Genomic DNA, 17,090 nt, shown 5'->3' with positions numbered 1-17,090 from the left:
CGTCTTGCGTCAGCCTTCCATCCAGAAATCCGTCATCGCGGCGAAGATTCGATCCGCCCCCGCTTGCCGCAGCAGAGCACTGCCATCCGCCAACCGATAGTGGGCGCCGCCGACAAATCCCCACACTTTCATGCCCGCCGCCTTCGCGGCCATCACGCCGCTGACGCTGTCTTCGATCACGAGCGTGCGGCGCGGCGCGGCGCCCATGGCGCTTGCCGCATGCAGGAACAGATCAGGGGCCGGCTTGCCCTGCCTGACCATCTGCGCGGTGTAGAGCCGCGGCCCGAAGCTGGCGGCGAGGCCGGTCAGCTCCAGCGAGAACTTCACCCGCTCGAGATCGCTCGATGAGGCGACACAATATGGCAGCCGCAATTCCTCGAGCACCGCCGCGATGCCGGCGATCGGCTTCAGTCGGGAGCGGAAGGTCTCACGGACCTGCAGCGCCAGGTCAGGCAGAAACGTCTCGGGCAGCGGCTTTCCGACGCCCCGGCAGTAGTCGACCACGGCCGCGGTGCTGCGGCCGAGGAAGAGTTCGAGCGCCCGCTCGGTGCTCATCCCGATGCCGGCCTGCACCATCGCCTCGGCAAGGCAGCGGCAGCTCAATTCCTCGCTGTCGACGAGCACGCCGTCGCAGTCGAAGATGACGAGATCGGTCTCGGGAAGCCGCGGATCCATCCCGGCATGAGATCATATGCTCACGCCATGAGCAATAGATCACGATTTCCGCGCGGAATGCCGCGCCTCAAATGGTCGCGGTGCACCGCCACGGATGCTGTGCGACAAGGCGAAATGCCGCATGACACACCTCTGATCGCGACCGTCGTCGCGGGCCTCGGCCTCGCTTTTGTCTTCGGAACCATCGCCCAGCGCTTTCGGGTTCCGCCACTGGTCGGTTATCTGCTCGCGGGCGTGGCCGTCGGTCCCTTCACGCCCGGCTTCGTTGCCGATCAGGCGCTGGCAACCGAGCTGGCGGAGCTCGGTATCATTCTCCTGATGTTCGGCGTCGGCCTGCATTTCTCGCTGAACGATCTGTTGTCGGTGCGCGCGATCGCGGTGCCCGGCGCGATTGCGCAGATTGCGGTCGCCACATTGATGGGCCTCGGCCTCGCGCTATTGATGGGCTGGACCGTCGGCGCGGGTCTGGTGTTCGGCCTCGCGCTGTCGGTCGCAAGTACCGTCGTGCTGTTGCGCGCGCTGCAGGAGCGCCGCCTGATGGACACCGAACGCGGCAAGATCGCGGTCGGCTGGCTGATCGTCGAAGACCTCGCCATGGTGCTGGCGCTGGTGCTGTTCCCGGCGGTGGCGAGATTGCAGGGCAGCGATGGCGCGGCGCTCACCTCCGACCCGCTCGCCGCCCGTTTCGGTCTCGGGCTCACCGGCGTGCTGGTGCTGACGCTGATCAAGATCGCCGTGTTCATCGCGCTGATGCTGGTGGTCGGACGCCGGCTGATCCCGTGGGTCCTGCACTACATCGCGCATACCGGCTCGCGCGAGCTGTTCCGGCTGACCGTGCTCGCGATCGCGCTCTGCATCGCGTTCGGCGCGACCAAGCTGTTCGGCGTCTCGCTGGCGCTCGGCGCCTTCTTCGCCGGAATGATGCTGCGGGAATCGCCGCTCAGCCAGCGCGCGGCCCAGGAGACCCTGCCGCTGCGCGATGCGTTCGCGGTGCTGTTCTTCGTCTCCGTCGGCATGCTGTTCGACCCGATGAGCGTGGTCCGCGAGCCCTGGCCATTCGTCGCGACGCTGTTCGTCATCGTGGTCGGCAAGTCGATCGCAGCCCTTCTGATCGTCGTGCTGTTCCGTCATCCGATGGCAACAGCCCTGATGATCTCGGCGAGCCTCGCCCAGATCGGCGAATTCTCCTTCATCCTGGCCGAACTCGGCGTTGCGCTCAATCTGCTGCCGAAGGCCGGCCGCGACCTGATCCTGGCGGGCGCGATCTTCTCGATCATGCTCAACCCGCTGGTGTTCGCGGTCGTCGACTGGCTGAAGTCGCGGCTCGAGAAGCCGCAAGCTTCCTCACCAACCGCCGCGGCTTCTGAACCAATCCCGGTCACCGAATTGCAGGATCACACCATCCTGGTCGGCTACGGCCGGGTCGGCAGCATCGTCGGCGATGCGCTGCATCAACGCAGCGCGCCGTTTCTCGCGGTCGAGGCGTCCGACGACATGGTTGCCAAGCTCAAGGAGCGCGGCATCGAAGCCCTGATGGGCAACGCCGCGCGCGCCAGCGTGCTGCGCGCGACCAATCCGGCCGGCGCGCGATCGCTGGTCATCGCCATTCCCGAAGCCTTCGAGGCCGGCCAGATCGTCGAACAGGCGCGCGCCGCGAATGCCGATATCCAGATCATCGCCCGTGCGCATTCCGACGCCGAGGTCGATCATCTCAAGGCACTTGGCGCCGACATCGTGATCATGGGCGAGCGCGAGATCGCCCGCGGCATGATCGAGGAGCTCGACAGGGCGCGTCCGGCTGCGATGCGAGCGGCCGAGCAAGATTCGGCAGCTTGAGATAGACTGCGCCCATCGTACCGATGCGCGCCGCGCGTCACGCGATGAGGGAGATCGAGCGATGGCCTTCAAGAGCCCGCACGTATCGCTGGTGTCGTTCTCGGTCGAGATCGGCGCCGCGGACACGACAAACGTCATGCAGATCGAGACCGACCTGCATCTGAACACCCGTCATCCGAGCTATGACGCGGCCGCCGTGGAGCGGCTGGTGCGTGACGCACAAGCCTATCTCGCCGGCAATGCCGGTCAGGTCACCCGGATCCGACTGGTCTCCACCCGCGGCGGCCAGACCTGAAGCCTTTTTTATTTGAGCTCTTTGTTTGAGCGTGATCTGCGCGCAAACGCTTTGCGTTTGTCGCGAGGGAAAACCGGCTTCCACTTTTCCGGATCATGCGCTAGCCGCCAAGGAATGCCGGCGCGAGATCCTCCTGCACGATGATGTTGGCGGCTTCCGTCGTCAGTTCGCTGCCGACCAGGTCAAGATTCTTGGCGGCCTCGAACAGCATCGACCGGACGTCGTCCGGCGTCAGCACGCCCTTCGCGATCAGCTTGCGCACCAGCGCCTGCAGGATAAGAACGTCGATCTCGCCATGCGCCAGCGGCGTCGGCTTGTCCGTCATGATCGTCTCCCAGGCTGATCCCAAGGCTGAGTCCCAAGGCTGAGGTTCGTCGCAAGTGAGGCGCCTAGCGCGGTGGCGACGCGATGTCCTTGTGCAATTGCTCGAACGCACGGCGCAGGCCGTGCAGCTGATCGACCAGATGAAGGATGACGTCGATGCCCTCGTCGTTGACGCCGAAGTCGCCCTTCAGGTCGCGGATCAGATGCGCGCGCGCCACGTCGGTGTCGGAGAAGCTGATCTCGCTGGCGGTCTCGTCCGGCACCAGCCATTGCTGCTCGATCCAGAACTCCAGGGTCTGCACCTCCAGACCCGCATCGATGAGGAACTGCTGCTTGTTCATGATGCACCATCCTCGCGCGGATCGAATGCCTTTCGATCCCAGTTCGACACAAACGCCTCGAGCTCGGGATCGGGTCCCTTGGGCAGGACCACCTTGAGCTTGACGAGTTCGTCGCCATGGCCTCCGCCGACGCGGGGCGCGCCCTTGCCGCGCAACCGCATGGTCGTGCCGGTGTTCGATCCCTTCGGAACCGTCATGGTCACGGCACCGGTCGGCGTCGGAACGCGGACTTTTCCGCCGAGCACCGCCTCGGACAGCGAAATCGGCAGTTCCAGCGTAATGTCGTCACCTTCGCGGGTGAAGCGCGGATCGGGGCGAACTTCCACCTCGATCAGCGCATCGCCGGGACCGCCCTTGCCGCTGCCGGGCATGCCCTTGCCGCGCAGCCGAATGATCTGGCCATCGACGAGCCCCGGCGGGATCGTCACGTCCAGCGTACCGCCGTCGGGAAGCGTCAGCCGCTTGCTCGCACCGGTGATCGATTCCGCGAAGTCGATCGCGAGAGCGTAATGCAAATCGCGGCCACGCCGGTTGGCGCGCGCCTGCTCGCTGCGCCGGAGCAATTCGGCGAAGGCGTCGTCCTGGTCCATGTAGTCGGCATAGCCGGAGCTGTCGGCATAGGGATGCCCCGCATCCGCGGTGGCGAAATCCCGGTAGTAGCGATGCTGCGGCCGCTCGGCGCCATCAGCATCGATCTCGCCGGCGTCGAAGCGCTTGCGCTTCTCGGCATCCGAGAGCAGATCGTTCGCAGCAGCGACTTCCTTGAATTTGTCTTCGGCCGCCTTGTCGCCCGGATTGAGATCCGGATGCAGCTTCTTCGCCAGCTTTCGATAAGCCTTCTGGATATCGGCCGCAGACGCCGTCGGGGCAACGCCAAGAACCTCGTACGGATTTCTCACAACCTGCTCCGCAACACCGTGAGTGCACCTGCAATCATGAGGGCGCAAAAGCAGGCGATTTGCAAGTGCGCAGGCGCGCCGCCCGGAAGCGGCCGACGCAGCATGCGCTCACGTCACATGACAAGTTAAGATGTATGTCCGGGGTCCAGATAGTTCGGCATGTTCTTTTGCTGTTGCGGCGTCATCTTGGCGGTATCCGCCTTGCCTGGCACGCCCCTCGGACCGAGCAGGGCACGCTGCATGTCGTCCTCGCTCAAGCGCGGCTTGCCATCGTCGAGCTGTCCATCGCCGCCATGACTCTGTGCCATGACCAACCTCCACTGATGATCGCTTGCACAGGCGGAACAATACCGCGCTCCGCCGGAACGAGCCAGCGGAGCGCGGACGTGCCTTAGTGTTGCTCCTGCCGCTTCTCCTCTGCGGGATGACCTGCCGCAGGCGCAGCATGCGGAGCGGCGTGCGGCTCCGGCCGTGCCGCCGGCTGGGGATGGGCGGCCTGCGGCTGCGGATGCGGCTCAGGGCGCGCCATCGTCTCCGGGTGCGCTTGCGGCTTCGCTGCTGGCTCCGGTCGCGCTTCGGGCCTCGCTGGCTCGGGCCGCGCGACGGGCTTCGCGGCAGGCTCGGGACGCGGCTCTTCCTTGCGCACCTCTTCGGGCCGCTTCTCCTGCACGGCAGGCCGCGCCGCTTCTGCAGGATGCGGCTCAAGCTTCGGCTCGGCGGCAGGCGCCGCGCGCTTCTCTTCGACCGCGGGCCTGTTCGCTTCGGCGGGCGGATGCGCCGCAACGCCCTTCTCGGGAACCGGAAGCGCGTGGGATCCGGCAGGTGCCGGCGCAGCAGGGTGCGGCTCGGCCTTGGTCTCGGGAGCAGGTGCTGCGCGCTTCTCCTCGGCCGCGGGCTTGTTCGCCTCGGCGGGCGGATGCGCCGCCGGAAGCTCCTTTCCCGGGACCGGGAGCGCATGGGAAGCAGCCGGTGCTGTTGCGGGCGCGGGTGCAGGTGCAGCTCCCGGGTGCCCCGGCTCCCCGGCCGCCGGCCGTGCGGCGTTGGCCGGCACCGCCTCGCCGGCCGGCCGCGCGCGAACTACGCCCGGTCCCTTCAATTCGCCGGGACGCGCCGTTGCGGCGACTGCGGGCACGCCATTGTTGGTCCGCTTGAACAGGCTCGGATCCTGGCTTGCGGTCTCGACCTGCTTGCGTTGCAACGGCGTCGCCGCGAAGTGCTGCTCCTTGGCGACCGCGCGCTCGGCCGGCGTCGGCCGCACCTCGATGCCGCCGCGGCCGCCATTGTAGCTGACGTTGTTGACGGTGGTCTGATTGATCGTGACGTTCTTCTCGTAGACGTTGGTGATCCGCGCACCCTGCAGATTGTTCACGGTCCGATTGTAGAAGAAGTTGCCGTGATCCCAGCGGCCGCCTTCATAGCCCGACCCGCCGTAGCCGAAACCGTAATTGATGCCACCGTAGAAGCCGACGCGATCACCCCAGTAGCCCTGATGGAAGATGAAGCCGCCGCCGAACGCGCCCCAATAACCAGGTGTCCACAGCAGCCCGACCCGCGGCGGCTGCACCCACGTGCCCGGCACCCAGTAGTAATCGCCGCGATCCTCGTCCCACGACCAATTGCCCGGCGACCACATGTAGCCGGGCCCAGGCACCGGCGGCTGATCGTAGGTCGGCAACGGCGGCGGCGCGGTCTCGACGGCAGAGACCGGCGCGCATGCCGCATCCTGCGCGATTGCGGGCATTGCCGTCGCATAGAACAGCGCCGTGGCAATCGCTGCACACGACACGGTCGAAAGGAGACGAGTTGTCATTGGGAGCCTCTTCGATGAGCACGTTCAACGTGAGACGGAACAAAAGTTCCGTGCGTCGGCAATGCACCGACACACTTCATCGCTAGCGCCTTGACCTTACACCAGCCTGAAACGCATCGACGCAAACGGAAACGCGCTCATCCGGCTATTCACGGTCGGTTCAGAGTGCGCCGTGATGCAACGTTGCGCGATTCAGTGGAACATCGCGCGTTGCTTCTCTGTATCAGCGAGCGAGCGACGCGAAACGCGACGCGATCGATTCCGATAACGTGTCCCGATCATGACCTGGGCCTTTGTACGATCACAGCGGTCCATGCTCATCCAACACTCGCTTCGCGAGCCCGGCGATCCATCGAACCGTAGTCAGCGCGATGCGTGCACCCGGCTTGCCGGCGCGGCCGTAGCAGTGCCTCCCGATGAGTGCCAGCGACGAACATCAGCGCTCGCAACGGCTTAACCGCAGCATCCCAGCGAGCGCGCTGCGCGATTGACACTCCCCTGAAAGGACCACACGATGCGAGACGCGGCAGCCTTGGGCCCGCGGTTTTCCGCCGGCGCAATTGCACGGGGCTGTTGCATGATGGATGTCATCGTTCCGCCATCTGTCGCCGACGGAACTGCGTGGCATAATGGATCTCGACGAGCTTGCGTTGCTTGAGGTGCCACGATGAACATAGAAAAATATACCGATCGCGTTCGCGGCTTCATTCAGTCGGCGCAATCGCTCGCGATGCGCGAGGGGCATCAGCAGTTCTCGACGCTGCACATCCTGAAGGTGCTGCTCGACGACAATGAGGGCCTCGCGGCCGGCCTGATCGACCGCGCCGGCGGCAATTCGCGCGCGATCCTCAAGGCGACCGAGGACGCGCTGGCGAAAGTGCCGAAGGTGAGCGGCGCCGGCTCCGGACAAATCTATCTGGCGCCCGAGACCGCGCGCGCCTTCGCCGCGGCGGAACAGGCCGCTGACAAGGCCGGCGACAGTTTCGTCTCTGTCGAGCGCCTGCTGCAGGCGCTCGCAGCCGACAAGGACAGCGAGGCCGGCAAGCTGCTCGCCAAGGGCGGCGTCAATCCGCAGAACCTGAATGCGGCGATCAACGCGCTGCGCAAGGGCCGCACCGCCGACAGCGCATCGGCCGAGAACGCCTATGACGCGCTGAAGAAATATGCCCGCGACCTTACCCAGGCCGCGCGCGATGGCAAGCTCGATCCGGTGATCGGCCGCGACGAGGAGATCCGCCGCACCATCCAGGTGCTGTCGCGGCGGACCAAGAACAATCCCGTGCTGATCGGCGAGCCCGGTGTCGGCAAGACCGCGATCGTCGAGGGCCTCGCGCTGCGCATCGTCAACGGCGACGTGCCGGAAAGCCTGCAGGACAAGGCGCTGCTCGCGCTCGATCTCGGCGCGCTGATCGCCGGCGCAAAGTATCGCGGCGAGTTCGAGGAACGGCTCAAGGCAGTGCTGCAGGAAGTGACCTCGGCCGAGGGCGGCATCATCCTGTTCATCGACGAGATGCACACGCTGATCGGCGCCGGCAAGGGCGACGGTGCGATGGACGCATCAAACCTCCTGAAGCCCGCGCTCGCCCGCGGCGAGCTGCATTGCATCGGCGCCACCACGCTCGACGAATACCGCAAGCATGTCGAGAAGGATGCAGCGCTGGCGCGGCGCTTCCAGCCGGTGTTCGTCTCCGAGCCGACGGTCGAGGACACCATCTCGATCCTGCGCGGCTTGAAGGACAAATACGAGCAACATCACGGCGTGCGCATCGCGGATTCGGCGCTGGTCGCCGCTGCCACGCTGTCGAACCGCTACATCACCGACCGCTTCCTGCCCGACAAGGCCATCGACCTGATGGACGAGGCCGCGGCGCGACTGAAGATGCAGGTCGATTCCAAGCCTGAAGAACTCGATTCGCTCGACCGCGAGATCATCCGGCTCAAGATCGAGCAGGAAGCGCTGAAGAAGGAGACCGATCTCGGCTCCAGGAGCCGCCTGCAGACGCTCGAGAAGGATCTCACCGACCTGGAAAAGAAATCGGCGGACATGACGTCGAAATGGCGGTCGGAAAAGAGCAAGCTTTCCGATGCGCAGAAGATGAAGGGCGAACTCGAACAGTTGCGTACCGAGCTCGCCAATGCGCAGCGCAAGGGAGAATTCCAGAAGGCGGGCGAGCTGGCCTATGGCCGGATTCCCGAACTCGAGAAGAAGCTCGCGGCGGTCGAGGCCGGCGAGACCTCGTCCACCAGCGAGACCGTGACCGCCGACAATATCGCGCAGGTGGTGTCGCGCTGGACCGGCGTGCCAGTCGACAAGATGCTGGAGGGGGAGAAGGACAAGCTGCTGCGCATGGAGGAGATGCTCGGCAAGCGCGTCGTCGGCCAGGCCGAGGCGGTCCGCGCGGTGTCGACCGCGGTGCGCCGCGCCCGCGCCGGCCTGCAGGACCCCAACCGGCCGATCGGCTCGTTCATGTTCTTAGGTCCCACCGGCGTCGGCAAGACCGAGCTTGCGAAAGCGCTTGCCGAATATCTGTTCGATGACGAGACCGCGATGATCCGCCTCGACATGTCCGAATACATGGAAAAGCATTCGGTCTCGCGGCTGATCGGCGCGCCGCCCGGCTATGTCGGCTATGATGAGGGCGGTGCCCTGACCGAAGCGGTGCGGCGGCGGCCTTATCAGGTGGTGCTGTTCGACGAGATCGAGAAGGCGCATCCCGACGTCTTCAACGTACTGCTGCAGGTGCTCGACGACGGCCGCCTGACCGACGGCCAGGGCCGCACCGTCGATTTCCGCAACACGCTGATCATCATGACCTCGAACATCGGCGCCGAATATCTGGTCAACCAGCCGGAAGGTCAGAGCACGAGCGCGGTGCGCGAGCAGGTGATGAACATGGTACGGGCGCACTTCCGTCCCGAATTCCTCAACCGGATCGACGAGATCATCCTGTTTCACCGGCTGCAGAAGAGCGACATGGGCCGCATCGTCGAGATCCAGTTCTCGCGGCTGCGCAAGCTGCTCGAGGATCGCAAGATCGAGCTGGAGCTCGACCCGAAGGCGCGGGACTGGCTCGCCGAGAAGGGTTGGGATCCGGCTTACGGCGCCCGCCCGCTGAAGCGGGTGATCCAGCGCAGCGTGCAGGATCCGCTGGCGGAGATGATCCTTTCCGGCGATGTGCGCGACGGCTCAGAGGTAAAACTCTCGGCCACCAAGGCCGGCCTCACCTTCAACGGCAAGAAGCCGGAGAACGCGGCGGCGGACGAATTCGAACCGGTGTGAGACAGGCCGGATCGCCAACGACGCGCTGTCATCGCCGCGTCGTCTGCCGGCATCATATGCAAGCCGAATATACAAGCTGACCTGCAACCAGGAGAGCGCCATGACGCAGCACAAGATCAAGGACAACATGGAGGTCATCGGCGCCGATGGCGTGCATGTCGGCACCGTCGATCACGTCGAGGGCAACCGCATCAAGCTCAAGAAGAGCGAGAGCGACGGCTTCCACAAGGGCCATCATCACTTCATCGAGCTCGGCTTCGTGGCGGGTGTCGAAGGCTCCAAGGTTCGGCTCTCGGCCAACGCCGCGATCGCGGTGACCCTCGAGGAAGAGAAGTCCGGGAAGCCCGTCGATTGAGGCAGGCACCTCTGCAAGAGCGTGAGCCATTCGAGCCCTTGTAAAGGTTCCACCGGCATGCTCCTCTGACCCTGTCTGGACGCCGATCCGGCGTCCAGCGCCTGCCTTTTGTCCTCGTGGAAGTGCCGTTTAGTCAAGGAGACATGCGTGCCATCAGCCGTTCCGCAACCGGTCGCTGCGAAGCTGACGCGCGCAGCCATCTTCCTTGCGGTCACGATCAAGCCCAATCCGGAATATGACGCGGTGGTGCGGTCGCTGTGCGCCGATCTGGGCGCGCTCCTGCGTGCGGTGGGCTTCCGCGATCTCGAGGGCCGGCTGTCATGCGTCATGGGCATCGGCTCCGACGCATGGGACCGGCTGTTCGGCGCGCCGAAGCCGAAAGGCCTGCATCCGTTCCGCGAGATCGACGGCGTCCACCACGCCGTCGCAACGCCGGGCGACCTGCTGTTTCACATCCGCGCCGTGCCGATGGATCTGTGCTTCGAGCTGGCGACCCAGATCATGACGCGGCTCGGCGATGCGGTTGCGACCTCCGACGAGGTGCACGGCTTCAAATATTTCGACGAACGCGACCTGCTCGGCTTCGTCGACGGCACGGAGAATCCGGAGGACCAGGCGGCCACTGACGCCACCATCATCGGCGACGAGGACACGGCGTTCGCCGGCGGCAGCTATGTGATCGTGCAAAAATACCTGCACGACCTGAAGAAGTGGAACGAGCTGCCGGTCGAGATGCAGGAAAAGATCATCGGCCGAACCAAGCTGTCCGACATCGAGCTCGACGATGCGGTGAAGCCGAGCTACGCGCACAACGCCCTGACCACGATCGTCGAGAATGGCGAGGAGCTCGATATCGTCCGCGACAACATGCCGTTCGGCAATATCAGCAAGGGCGAGTTCGGAACCTATTTCATCGGCTATGCCAAGTCGCCGCAGCGGATCGAGCAGATGCTCGAGAACATGTTCGTCGGCAAGCCGCCGGGCAACTACGACCGCCTGCTCGACTTCAGCCGTGCCGTCACCGGCATGCTGTTCTTCGTCCCGTCGGCGACCTTCCTGGAGGATGTCGCGAGCGAGGCGCCGGCACCCTCGCCCGCCGAGCCGTCGCTGGATGACGCCGGGGCTGGCGACACACCTGCACCGGGAATACCGCCGTCCGACGGCTCGCTCGGGATCGGCTCACTGAAAGGAGAGGCTGGACATGAATAATCTTCATCGGGGACTCGCTCCCATCTCGGACGCGGCATGGGCCCAGATCGAAGAGGAGGCCTCGCGCACGTTGAAGCGCCATCTGGCGGCGCGCCGTGTCGTCGACGTCGACGGTCCGAAGGGAACGGATTTCTCCGCGGTCGGCACCGGTCATCTCAAGAAGATTGCGGCGCCGGGCGACGGGGTCGAGGCGACGCAGCGCGACGTCCAGGCGCTGGTCGAACTGCGTGTGCCGTTCGAGCTCTCGCGCCAGGCGATCGACGATGTCGAGCGCGGCGCGAATGATTCCGACTGGGATCCGCTCAAGGATGCCGCGCGCAAGATCGCCTTCGCCGAGGATCGCGCGGTGTTCGACGGCTATGCAGCCGCCGGCATTCAGGGCATCCGTCAAGGCACCAGCAACCCGGTGCTGACGTTGCCGTCGAGCGTCAAGAACTATCCCGCCGTGGTCGCGCAGGCGGTCAGCCAGTTGCGGCTTGCCGGCGTCAACGGTCCCTATACGCTGCTGCTCGGCACCGAGCCCTATACCGCGATCGGCGGGGCGACCGACGACGGCTATCCGGTGCTGCAGCACATCCAGCGCCTGATTGACGGCAAGATCATCTGGGCGCCCGCGATCGAGGGTGGCGTCCTGCTGACCACCCGCGGCGGCGATTTCCAGCTCTCGATCGGCCAGGACCTTTCGATCGGCTATCTCAGCCACTCGGCGAAATCGGTTCAGCTGTATTTCCAGGAGACCATCACCTTCCTGATGCTGACGAGCGAAGCGTCGGTGGTGCTTGCGCCGGAGGCGAAGAAACCCGCCTAGTCTTGCCGGCGTTGACCTATCCGGGAAGTCTCCGGCCGTTGCCGGAGCTTCCGCCAAACGTGAAACGGAGAGGAGGCGCGCAATGGACTACGATCTCTACATCAATCCGAAGAAGGCATCGGTCGGTCTCTACGTCCGCAAGGGCGCCGGCCTTCCCGACCTTGCCGACGCCAAGGACTGGGTGTTCGACGGCACCTCGGCGCAGGCCAATCTGCCGCCGCAGCTCGTGAAGGAAATCGAGGCCAACGGCCACGCCTTTCGCGACATGGATTGAGCGCGTCTGCCGGCGTTATTTCTCGCCGACCTTCACCGGGGCGGTCTCGGGCATCAGGCTCATGGCCACGATGCCGACCGCCGCCGCAAGCAGAAGATACCAGGACGGCGCCAGCGGATCGCCTGACACGTGCAGCAGCCACGTGACCACGAGTTGCGCGGTGCCGCCGAACGTCGCGATGGCGACCGCGTAGATCGTGGCGAATACGCCGCCGCGAATGCTCTGCGGCAGCGCTTCGGTGAAGGCGGCATAGAACGCGGTGAACGGCAGCGATCCGATGAACGACAGGATGCCGAAGCCGAACAGCAGCGACCACGCGCCGGGGTCCTGGACGATCCACAGGAAGGCCGGATAGGTCAGCACCAGCACGACCAGCTGCGGCCAGATCATGATCGGCTTGCGTCCGAGCCGGTCGGCAAGCCAGCCGCCCAGCACCGCGCCGATGATCTGCAGTCCGTTGCTGACCAGCGATACCGTGAACGCCAGCGACGGCGACACATGCAGCGTATTCTTGGCGTAGGTCGTCATGTATTGCGTCACATAGGTCGAGATCGTGCCGCTGGCCAGGATCATCACCGCCAGCACGATGACGCGAAGATGCCGCCGCGCCAGCGCCACATGGCTCGAGCGTTCGATCTGCCCGGCGACGTGCTCGCCGTGCGAGACGGTTTCCGGCAGCGTGCGGCGCATCCAGATGCCGAACGGCAGGCAGACGGCGCCGAGCAGGAACGCGATGCGCCATCCATAGGCCTGCAGCATGTCGGGCGCCATCGCGCTGCTCAGGACGACACCGACAAGCGCGCCCACCGTCGCCGCGATCTCCTGGCTGGCAGGCTGCCAGGCGACCACGAGGCCGCGGTTCCTCGGTGCAGCGATCTCGATCAGATAGGCCGTGGTCGGCCCGACCTCGCCGCCCAGCGCAAATCCTTGCACCATCCGCGCCAGGATCACGATGATCGGCGCCACAATGCCGATCGCGGCATAGGACGGCGTCAGCGCGATGGTCAGGATCGCGCCGCCCATCAGCGCGAAACTCAGCAGCATCGCCGGCCGCCGTCCGACCCGGTCGGAGAAGATGCCGAGCACGATGCCGCCGATCGGCCGCGTCAGGAAACCGGCACCGAAGGTCGCAAGCGACAGCATGAGGCTGCCGTATTCGCTGTGCGCGGGAAAGAAGGTGCGGCCGATCTCGGTCGCAAAGAAGCTGTAGGTGATGAAGTCGTAGAACTCCAGCATGTTGCCGATGGTCGCGGCAAGGGCTGCGCGCTTGACATCGAACTCTTCCCTGCTTGCAATCTCCGGCAACGCTCTCGGTTCCTTGTCTGCTTGTGCGAGCGGAGTATTATTCCTCCGACCATGTTAGGCAAGGCATGGAGAGCCGCGCGATCTGCATACGACGCAAGCGACAAGAGGAACAGATCCGATGCCAGCCGACAAACTCTTCATCAATGCCAGGTTCGGTGACGGCGCCAGCCGCGATATGCTGGTCCGTGCCGGCCGCATCGTTGCGATCGAGGCGAAAGGCGAACGCCCGAGCGGGGTCGAGATCGTCGATCTCGGCAATGCGCTGGTCGTGCCCGGCTTTGTCGAAGGCCACATCCATCTCGACACCAGTTTTTACGGCGATACCTGGCGGCCGCACCGCCCCTGCACCGACGGATTCGACGTCCATGAGCGGGTGGCGTTTCAGGCCGAGAACCTTGCCGCCGCCGCGCCGATGGACGTGCGCGCACGGAACCAGCTCGACCTCTGCATCGGCCATGGCACGACGCAGATGCGCAGCCACGTCATGGTCGACGGTTCGGTGGGACTGAAGTCGCTGGAGACCATCCTCGGGGTTCGCGAGAAATACAGGGATTTGATCGATATCCAGCTCGTGGCGTTCCCGCAGAACGGGATCCTCACCAGCCCCGGCACGCCGCAACTGCTCGACGAGGCCGTCAAGCTCGGGGCCAATGCGGTCGGCGGGCTCGATCCCGCAAGCTTCGACCGGGATGTCGAGGGCCATCTCGATGTCGTGTTCGGCGTTGCGCAAAAGCACGGCGTCGATGTCGATATCCATCTTCATGACGGCGGCATGCTCGGTGCCTTCGAGGTCGAGCAGATCGCGGCGCGAACCCGCGCGCTCGGCATGGCGGGCCGCGTCACCGTCAGCCACGCTTACGGGCTCGGCGACATTCCCGCCGATGCGCTGAAGAAGACCGCCGACAGTCTGGCGCGCTCGGGCGTGGCGATCATGACGAATGCGCCGGGCAGCCGGCCGTTCCCGCCCGTCGCCGTGTTGAGAAAGGCCGGCGTCACCGTGTTCAGCGGCAACGACAACATCCGCGACTCCTGGTGGCCCTATGGCGACGGCGACATGCTGGGCCGTGCCATGATGATCGGATACCGCTCGGGCTTCTACACCGATGAGGAGCTCGCGATCGCGTTCGACATGATCACCGCGGCCGGCGCCAAGGCGCTCAGGCTCGAGGACTACGGCCTGCATGTGGGGGCCAAGGCCGATTTCGTGACCTTGAACGCCGTGCATATCCAGGAGGCCGTGGTGGCGCGGCCGTCCGGGCGTTCAGTCTACAAGGGTGGCGTGCTCGTTGCGCGGGACAATCGCGTCGTCAAGGCCGCCGGCCAATCCTGAATCGGACGCTGCGTCCAATCGAACGGCTTAGCGGACCGGAGGGATGATCGCGCGGAGGATGTCCGCCTTCCAGCGTTGCCGGGCGCCGTCGAATGCCGCAAAATCGTGGTCGAACTGCCAGTACGCCCACGCCCAGCCATTGCGTTCCGCGCGTCGCGCCATGAACGACAGATACGTCGCGCGGCTCTCCGCGGACGCACGTTCATAGACACCGAACTCGCCAAGATAGATCGGGCGCTGTTCCTTCTCGGACCAGGAGCGGATCTTGTCGAAATCGGCCGAGGCCCTGGCTTCGTCTTCCGCAGAGCCCCAGCGCAACGGACCGATCTTCGAGAAGGTCGGCGACCACGGCGCGCCCTGATGGGTGAATTGCAGCGGCAGGTAATAGTGGAATGTGACGATGAGGTTTCGGTCGCCGGCCGGCAGCACCAGCTGATCGATCGGCAGCTCCTCGGTGTTCAAGATCGCGACCACGACATTGCGCTTCGGGTTGGTATCCCGGATGATGGCAAGACAATCGCCGAGCAGCGCATTCCATTCGGCCGAGGTCATGTTGCCGCCGGGCTCGTTCAGGATCTCGAACACCAGCGCCGGGTATTTCCCCGCATAGCGCGATGCGATCTGGCGCCAGAATGCCTTGAGCTTCACGCCGCATTCGGCCACGTCGCGTTGGCAGAGATCGGTGTCGTGCTCATCGAGGATCGGAACGAGCCTATTCTCCAGCACCTGCTCGATCACGGCATCGAGGCGCCGCAGGACGGCATCATCGAGGATGTTGCCGGACTCCATATGCCTGAAGCCGAAGAAGTTGATCCGGACATGGGAAAATCCGGCCCTGCGAATCGCGGCGAGGTTTTCCAGCCGGAACGGCGCGTTCCGGTAGCCTTCCCAGATGCCGTCATAGCCGAGAATATTGATGCCGCGCCCCAATGGCGCGGCGTCCGGCGATGCCCCCTGCCCCGCAGCGTTCGCCGGCGCGATCAGCGGGAGAGCAAGTGCCGCCGCCGCCAGCATGACGAAGGCTCTTTGCAGAAGCAATCGGAACGCGGTCATGGCTGCTCCAACTCGCGCGGCTCTACGCGCGATGACGGCACCGGCCGGCAAATGGCGAGGAAGAAGGCGATCAGCAGCACCGACGTGAACATCGTCGAGCGAAGGAAGACCGTCTCGGTGAAATTGGTCTGACAGTTGAGGAAGACGAACCCGATGATCAACGCGCAGTGCAGACGGTCGATCGCCCGCCCTACGATCAGGCAGAGCACCTTGTAGGAAAACAGGAAGACGCTCGCCGTGAACAGGAAATAGCCCAGGAATCCGGTCTCGACGAGAATGGCGATATAGCCGTTGTGATAATTGTCGAGCACCCAGCCGTGGTTCTGGTTGAAATAGTCGTAGATCGCCGGATTGGTCCAGAAACCGTTGATGCCGAATCCGAACAGCGGCGCGTCATCGAAATGGCTGATGGCGTACTGCCAGATGAAGGTTCGCTCGGTGAAGTCGATCGTCGTGTCGAAGGCATGAATCGAATCGTATCCGGTCGTGTAGAAATACAGGATCAATAGCGCTGCCGCGACGCACATGACACATGGCAGGATCGCGTAGACCTGCATGCACCGGACCGACCACAGGGAGGTGAGCAGCAGCGCGCAGGCAACCAACGACAGGGCGCCGGCGCCGCGCGACTCCGAAAGCATGACGCAGGTCGAGGCCAGCACGAACGTCACGAGGAACGGCAGCCATCCTTGTCCCGCTATCTTTCGATAGCAGGCGAAGAACATGAGATAGGCGCCGGCGAAGCCGAGGGTTTGCTTCGACTCGAAGACACCCTGCCACTGCCCCTTGTGCATCCAGGTCTGATCGATCCCGATGTCCGGCAGGATCACAGCACAGAGCGCAGAGGCCGCGATCAGCACCAACAGGCCGCGGGTGGCCGATGTCACGATGTCGTCGATATCGACGCGAGTGATCATGCAGAACGCGCCAAGCGTCGTGATTGCGAGCGCCGCGGCCTTCATCAGGGCCGCCACGCCGAGGTTGGTCCACAGCACGGAAACAGTGGCGAACGCATAGAACGCGACGATCACGAGCGTGTCGAGATTGAGGGCCAGCCGCAGGCAGGGACGGATGAACAGGCTTGCGTAAATCAGGACGCCCCACATCAACAGGGCGACGGCTTGCTGTACCAGGGTCAATTCAGTCGGAAGCAGCGCCGCGTGAAAGGTCCCCATCGACATGATCACATTGATGGTGATCGACCAACCGACGACGGTCCTGGCGAAATTCTCCGCCCCGACGCCGGGTGCCTGCCAGATCGAACTGTCGATCGCACGTCCGTCCATTCGGTTGTAC

17 protein-coding genes are annotated in these 17,090 nt (G+C 64.7%); 8 read left to right on the top strand and 9 right to left on the bottom strand.

Annotation, left to right across the window (positions count from 1 at the left end; all coding sequences use genetic code 11):
* Positions 1-9: 9 nt before the first annotated feature.
* A complete protein-coding gene (locus J2R78_RS25160; RefSeq protein WP_253607232.1) occupies positions 10-675 on the bottom strand; it encodes an HAD family hydrolase in 666 nt (221 codons plus the stop codon).
* A gap of 114 nt (positions 676-789) precedes the next feature.
* On the opposite strand from J2R78_RS25160, the gene ybaL reads away from it, so the two are divergent.
* Positions 790-2,511, top strand: a complete 1,722-nt coding sequence (gene ybaL, locus J2R78_RS25155) for a YbaL family putative K(+) efflux transporter (RefSeq protein WP_253607231.1) — start codon at positions 790-792, stop codon at positions 2,509-2,511.
* Between the two features lie 61 nt (positions 2,512-2,572).
* Positions 2,573-2,806: a hypothetical protein gene (locus tag J2R78_RS25150; RefSeq protein WP_028343292.1), complete on the top strand. Its 234-nt coding sequence runs from the start codon at positions 2,573-2,575 to the stop codon at positions 2,804-2,806.
* 100 nt (positions 2,807-2,906) lie between these two features.
* Here J2R78_RS25150 and J2R78_RS25145 read toward each other — a convergent pair whose 3' ends face one another.
* From J2R78_RS25145 to J2R78_RS25125, 5 genes are all read right to left on the bottom strand, one after another.
* Positions 2,907-3,131: a hypothetical protein gene (locus J2R78_RS25145; RefSeq protein WP_016843345.1), complete on the bottom strand. Its 225-nt coding sequence runs from the start codon at positions 3,129-3,131 to the stop codon at positions 2,907-2,909.
* A 64-nt stretch (positions 3,132-3,195) separates the two neighbouring features.
* Positions 3,196-3,471, bottom strand: coding sequence for a chaperone modulator CbpM (locus J2R78_RS25140; protein WP_092081643.1), 276 nt, complete (start codon positions 3,469-3,471; stop codon positions 3,196-3,198).
* A complete protein-coding gene (locus tag J2R78_RS25135) occupies positions 3,468-4,370 on the bottom strand; it encodes a DnaJ C-terminal domain-containing protein (RefSeq protein ID WP_212056530.1) in 903 nt (300 codons plus the stop codon). Before J2R78_RS25135 ends, J2R78_RS25140 begins: the two co-directional genes overlap by 4 nt.
* Before the next feature lie 125 nt (positions 4,371-4,495).
* Complete coding sequence (locus tag J2R78_RS25130; RefSeq protein WP_028343296.1) at positions 4,496-4,678, bottom strand: hypothetical protein; 183 nt, start codon at positions 4,676-4,678, stop codon at positions 4,496-4,498.
* An 83-nt stretch (positions 4,679-4,761) separates the two neighbouring features.
* Complete coding sequence (locus tag J2R78_RS25125) at positions 4,762-6,180, bottom strand: YXWGXW repeat-containing protein (protein WP_253607230.1); 1,419 nt, start codon at positions 6,178-6,180, stop codon at positions 4,762-4,764.
* Between the two features lie 667 nt (positions 6,181-6,847).
* On the opposite strand from J2R78_RS25125, the gene clpB reads away from it, so the two are divergent.
* The 5 genes from clpB to J2R78_RS25100 all read left to right on the top strand — a co-directional run bounded on the left by clpB (position 6,848) and on the right by J2R78_RS25100 (position 12,106).
* Entirely contained in the window at positions 6,848-9,460 is a 2,613-nt protein-coding gene (gene clpB, locus J2R78_RS25120) for an ATP-dependent chaperone ClpB (protein WP_253607229.1), read from the top strand.
* A 100-nt stretch (positions 9,461-9,560) separates the two neighbouring features.
* Positions 9,561-9,815: a DUF2171 domain-containing protein gene (locus J2R78_RS25115; protein ID WP_057019219.1), complete on the top strand. Its 255-nt coding sequence runs from the start codon at positions 9,561-9,563 to the stop codon at positions 9,813-9,815.
* 147 nt (positions 9,816-9,962) lie between these two features.
* Positions 9,963-11,024 (top strand): Dyp-type peroxidase, encoded by a 1,062-nt coding sequence (locus J2R78_RS25110; protein ID WP_253607228.1) that lies wholly within the window; start codon positions 9,963-9,965, stop codon positions 11,022-11,024.
* Positions 11,017-11,832 (top strand): family 1 encapsulin nanocompartment shell protein, encoded by an 816-nt coding sequence (locus J2R78_RS25105; protein ID WP_069279514.1) that lies wholly within the window; start codon positions 11,017-11,019, stop codon positions 11,830-11,832. The genes J2R78_RS25110 and J2R78_RS25105 overlap by 8 nt, the downstream gene beginning before the upstream one ends.
* An 82-nt stretch (positions 11,833-11,914) precedes the next feature.
* Positions 11,915-12,106 (top strand): hypothetical protein, encoded by a 192-nt coding sequence (locus J2R78_RS25100; RefSeq protein ID WP_057019217.1) that lies wholly within the window; start codon positions 11,915-11,917, stop codon positions 12,104-12,106.
* Positions 12,107-12,121: 15 nt separating this feature from the next.
* Here J2R78_RS25100 and J2R78_RS25095 read toward each other — a convergent pair whose 3' ends face one another.
* Entirely contained in the window at positions 12,122-13,411 is a 1,290-nt protein-coding gene (locus J2R78_RS25095) for an MFS transporter (protein WP_256558656.1), read from the bottom strand.
* A 118-nt stretch (positions 13,412-13,529) separates the two neighbouring features.
* Here J2R78_RS25095 and J2R78_RS25090 point away from each other — a divergent pair, with 118 nt between their 5' ends.
* A complete protein-coding gene (locus tag J2R78_RS25090) occupies positions 13,530-14,741 on the top strand; it encodes an amidohydrolase family protein (RefSeq protein ID WP_253607227.1) in 1,212 nt (403 codons plus the stop codon).
* Between the two features lie 27 nt (positions 14,742-14,768).
* On the opposite strand, the gene J2R78_RS25085 is transcribed toward J2R78_RS25090, so the two are convergent.
* On the bottom strand, positions 14,769-15,794 hold the full coding sequence (locus tag J2R78_RS25085; RefSeq protein WP_253607226.1) for a glycoside hydrolase family 5 protein: 1,026 nt from the start codon (positions 15,792-15,794) through the stop codon (positions 14,769-14,771).
* A complete protein-coding gene (locus J2R78_RS25080) occupies positions 15,791-17,080 on the bottom strand; it encodes an O-antigen ligase (RefSeq protein WP_253607225.1) in 1,290 nt (429 codons plus the stop codon). The genes J2R78_RS25085 and J2R78_RS25080 overlap by 4 nt, the downstream gene beginning before the upstream one ends.
* Positions 17,081-17,090: the final 10 nt, after the last annotated feature.

Source organism: Bradyrhizobium sp. USDA 4538 (assembly GCF_024171045.1).
GTDB classification, from domain to species: domain Bacteria; phylum Pseudomonadota; class Alphaproteobacteria; order Rhizobiales; family Xanthobacteraceae; genus Bradyrhizobium; species Bradyrhizobium australafricanum.
The sequence above is the reverse complement of the archived record's forward strand: the minus strand, read 5'-3'. Positions and strand labels throughout refer to the sequence as shown.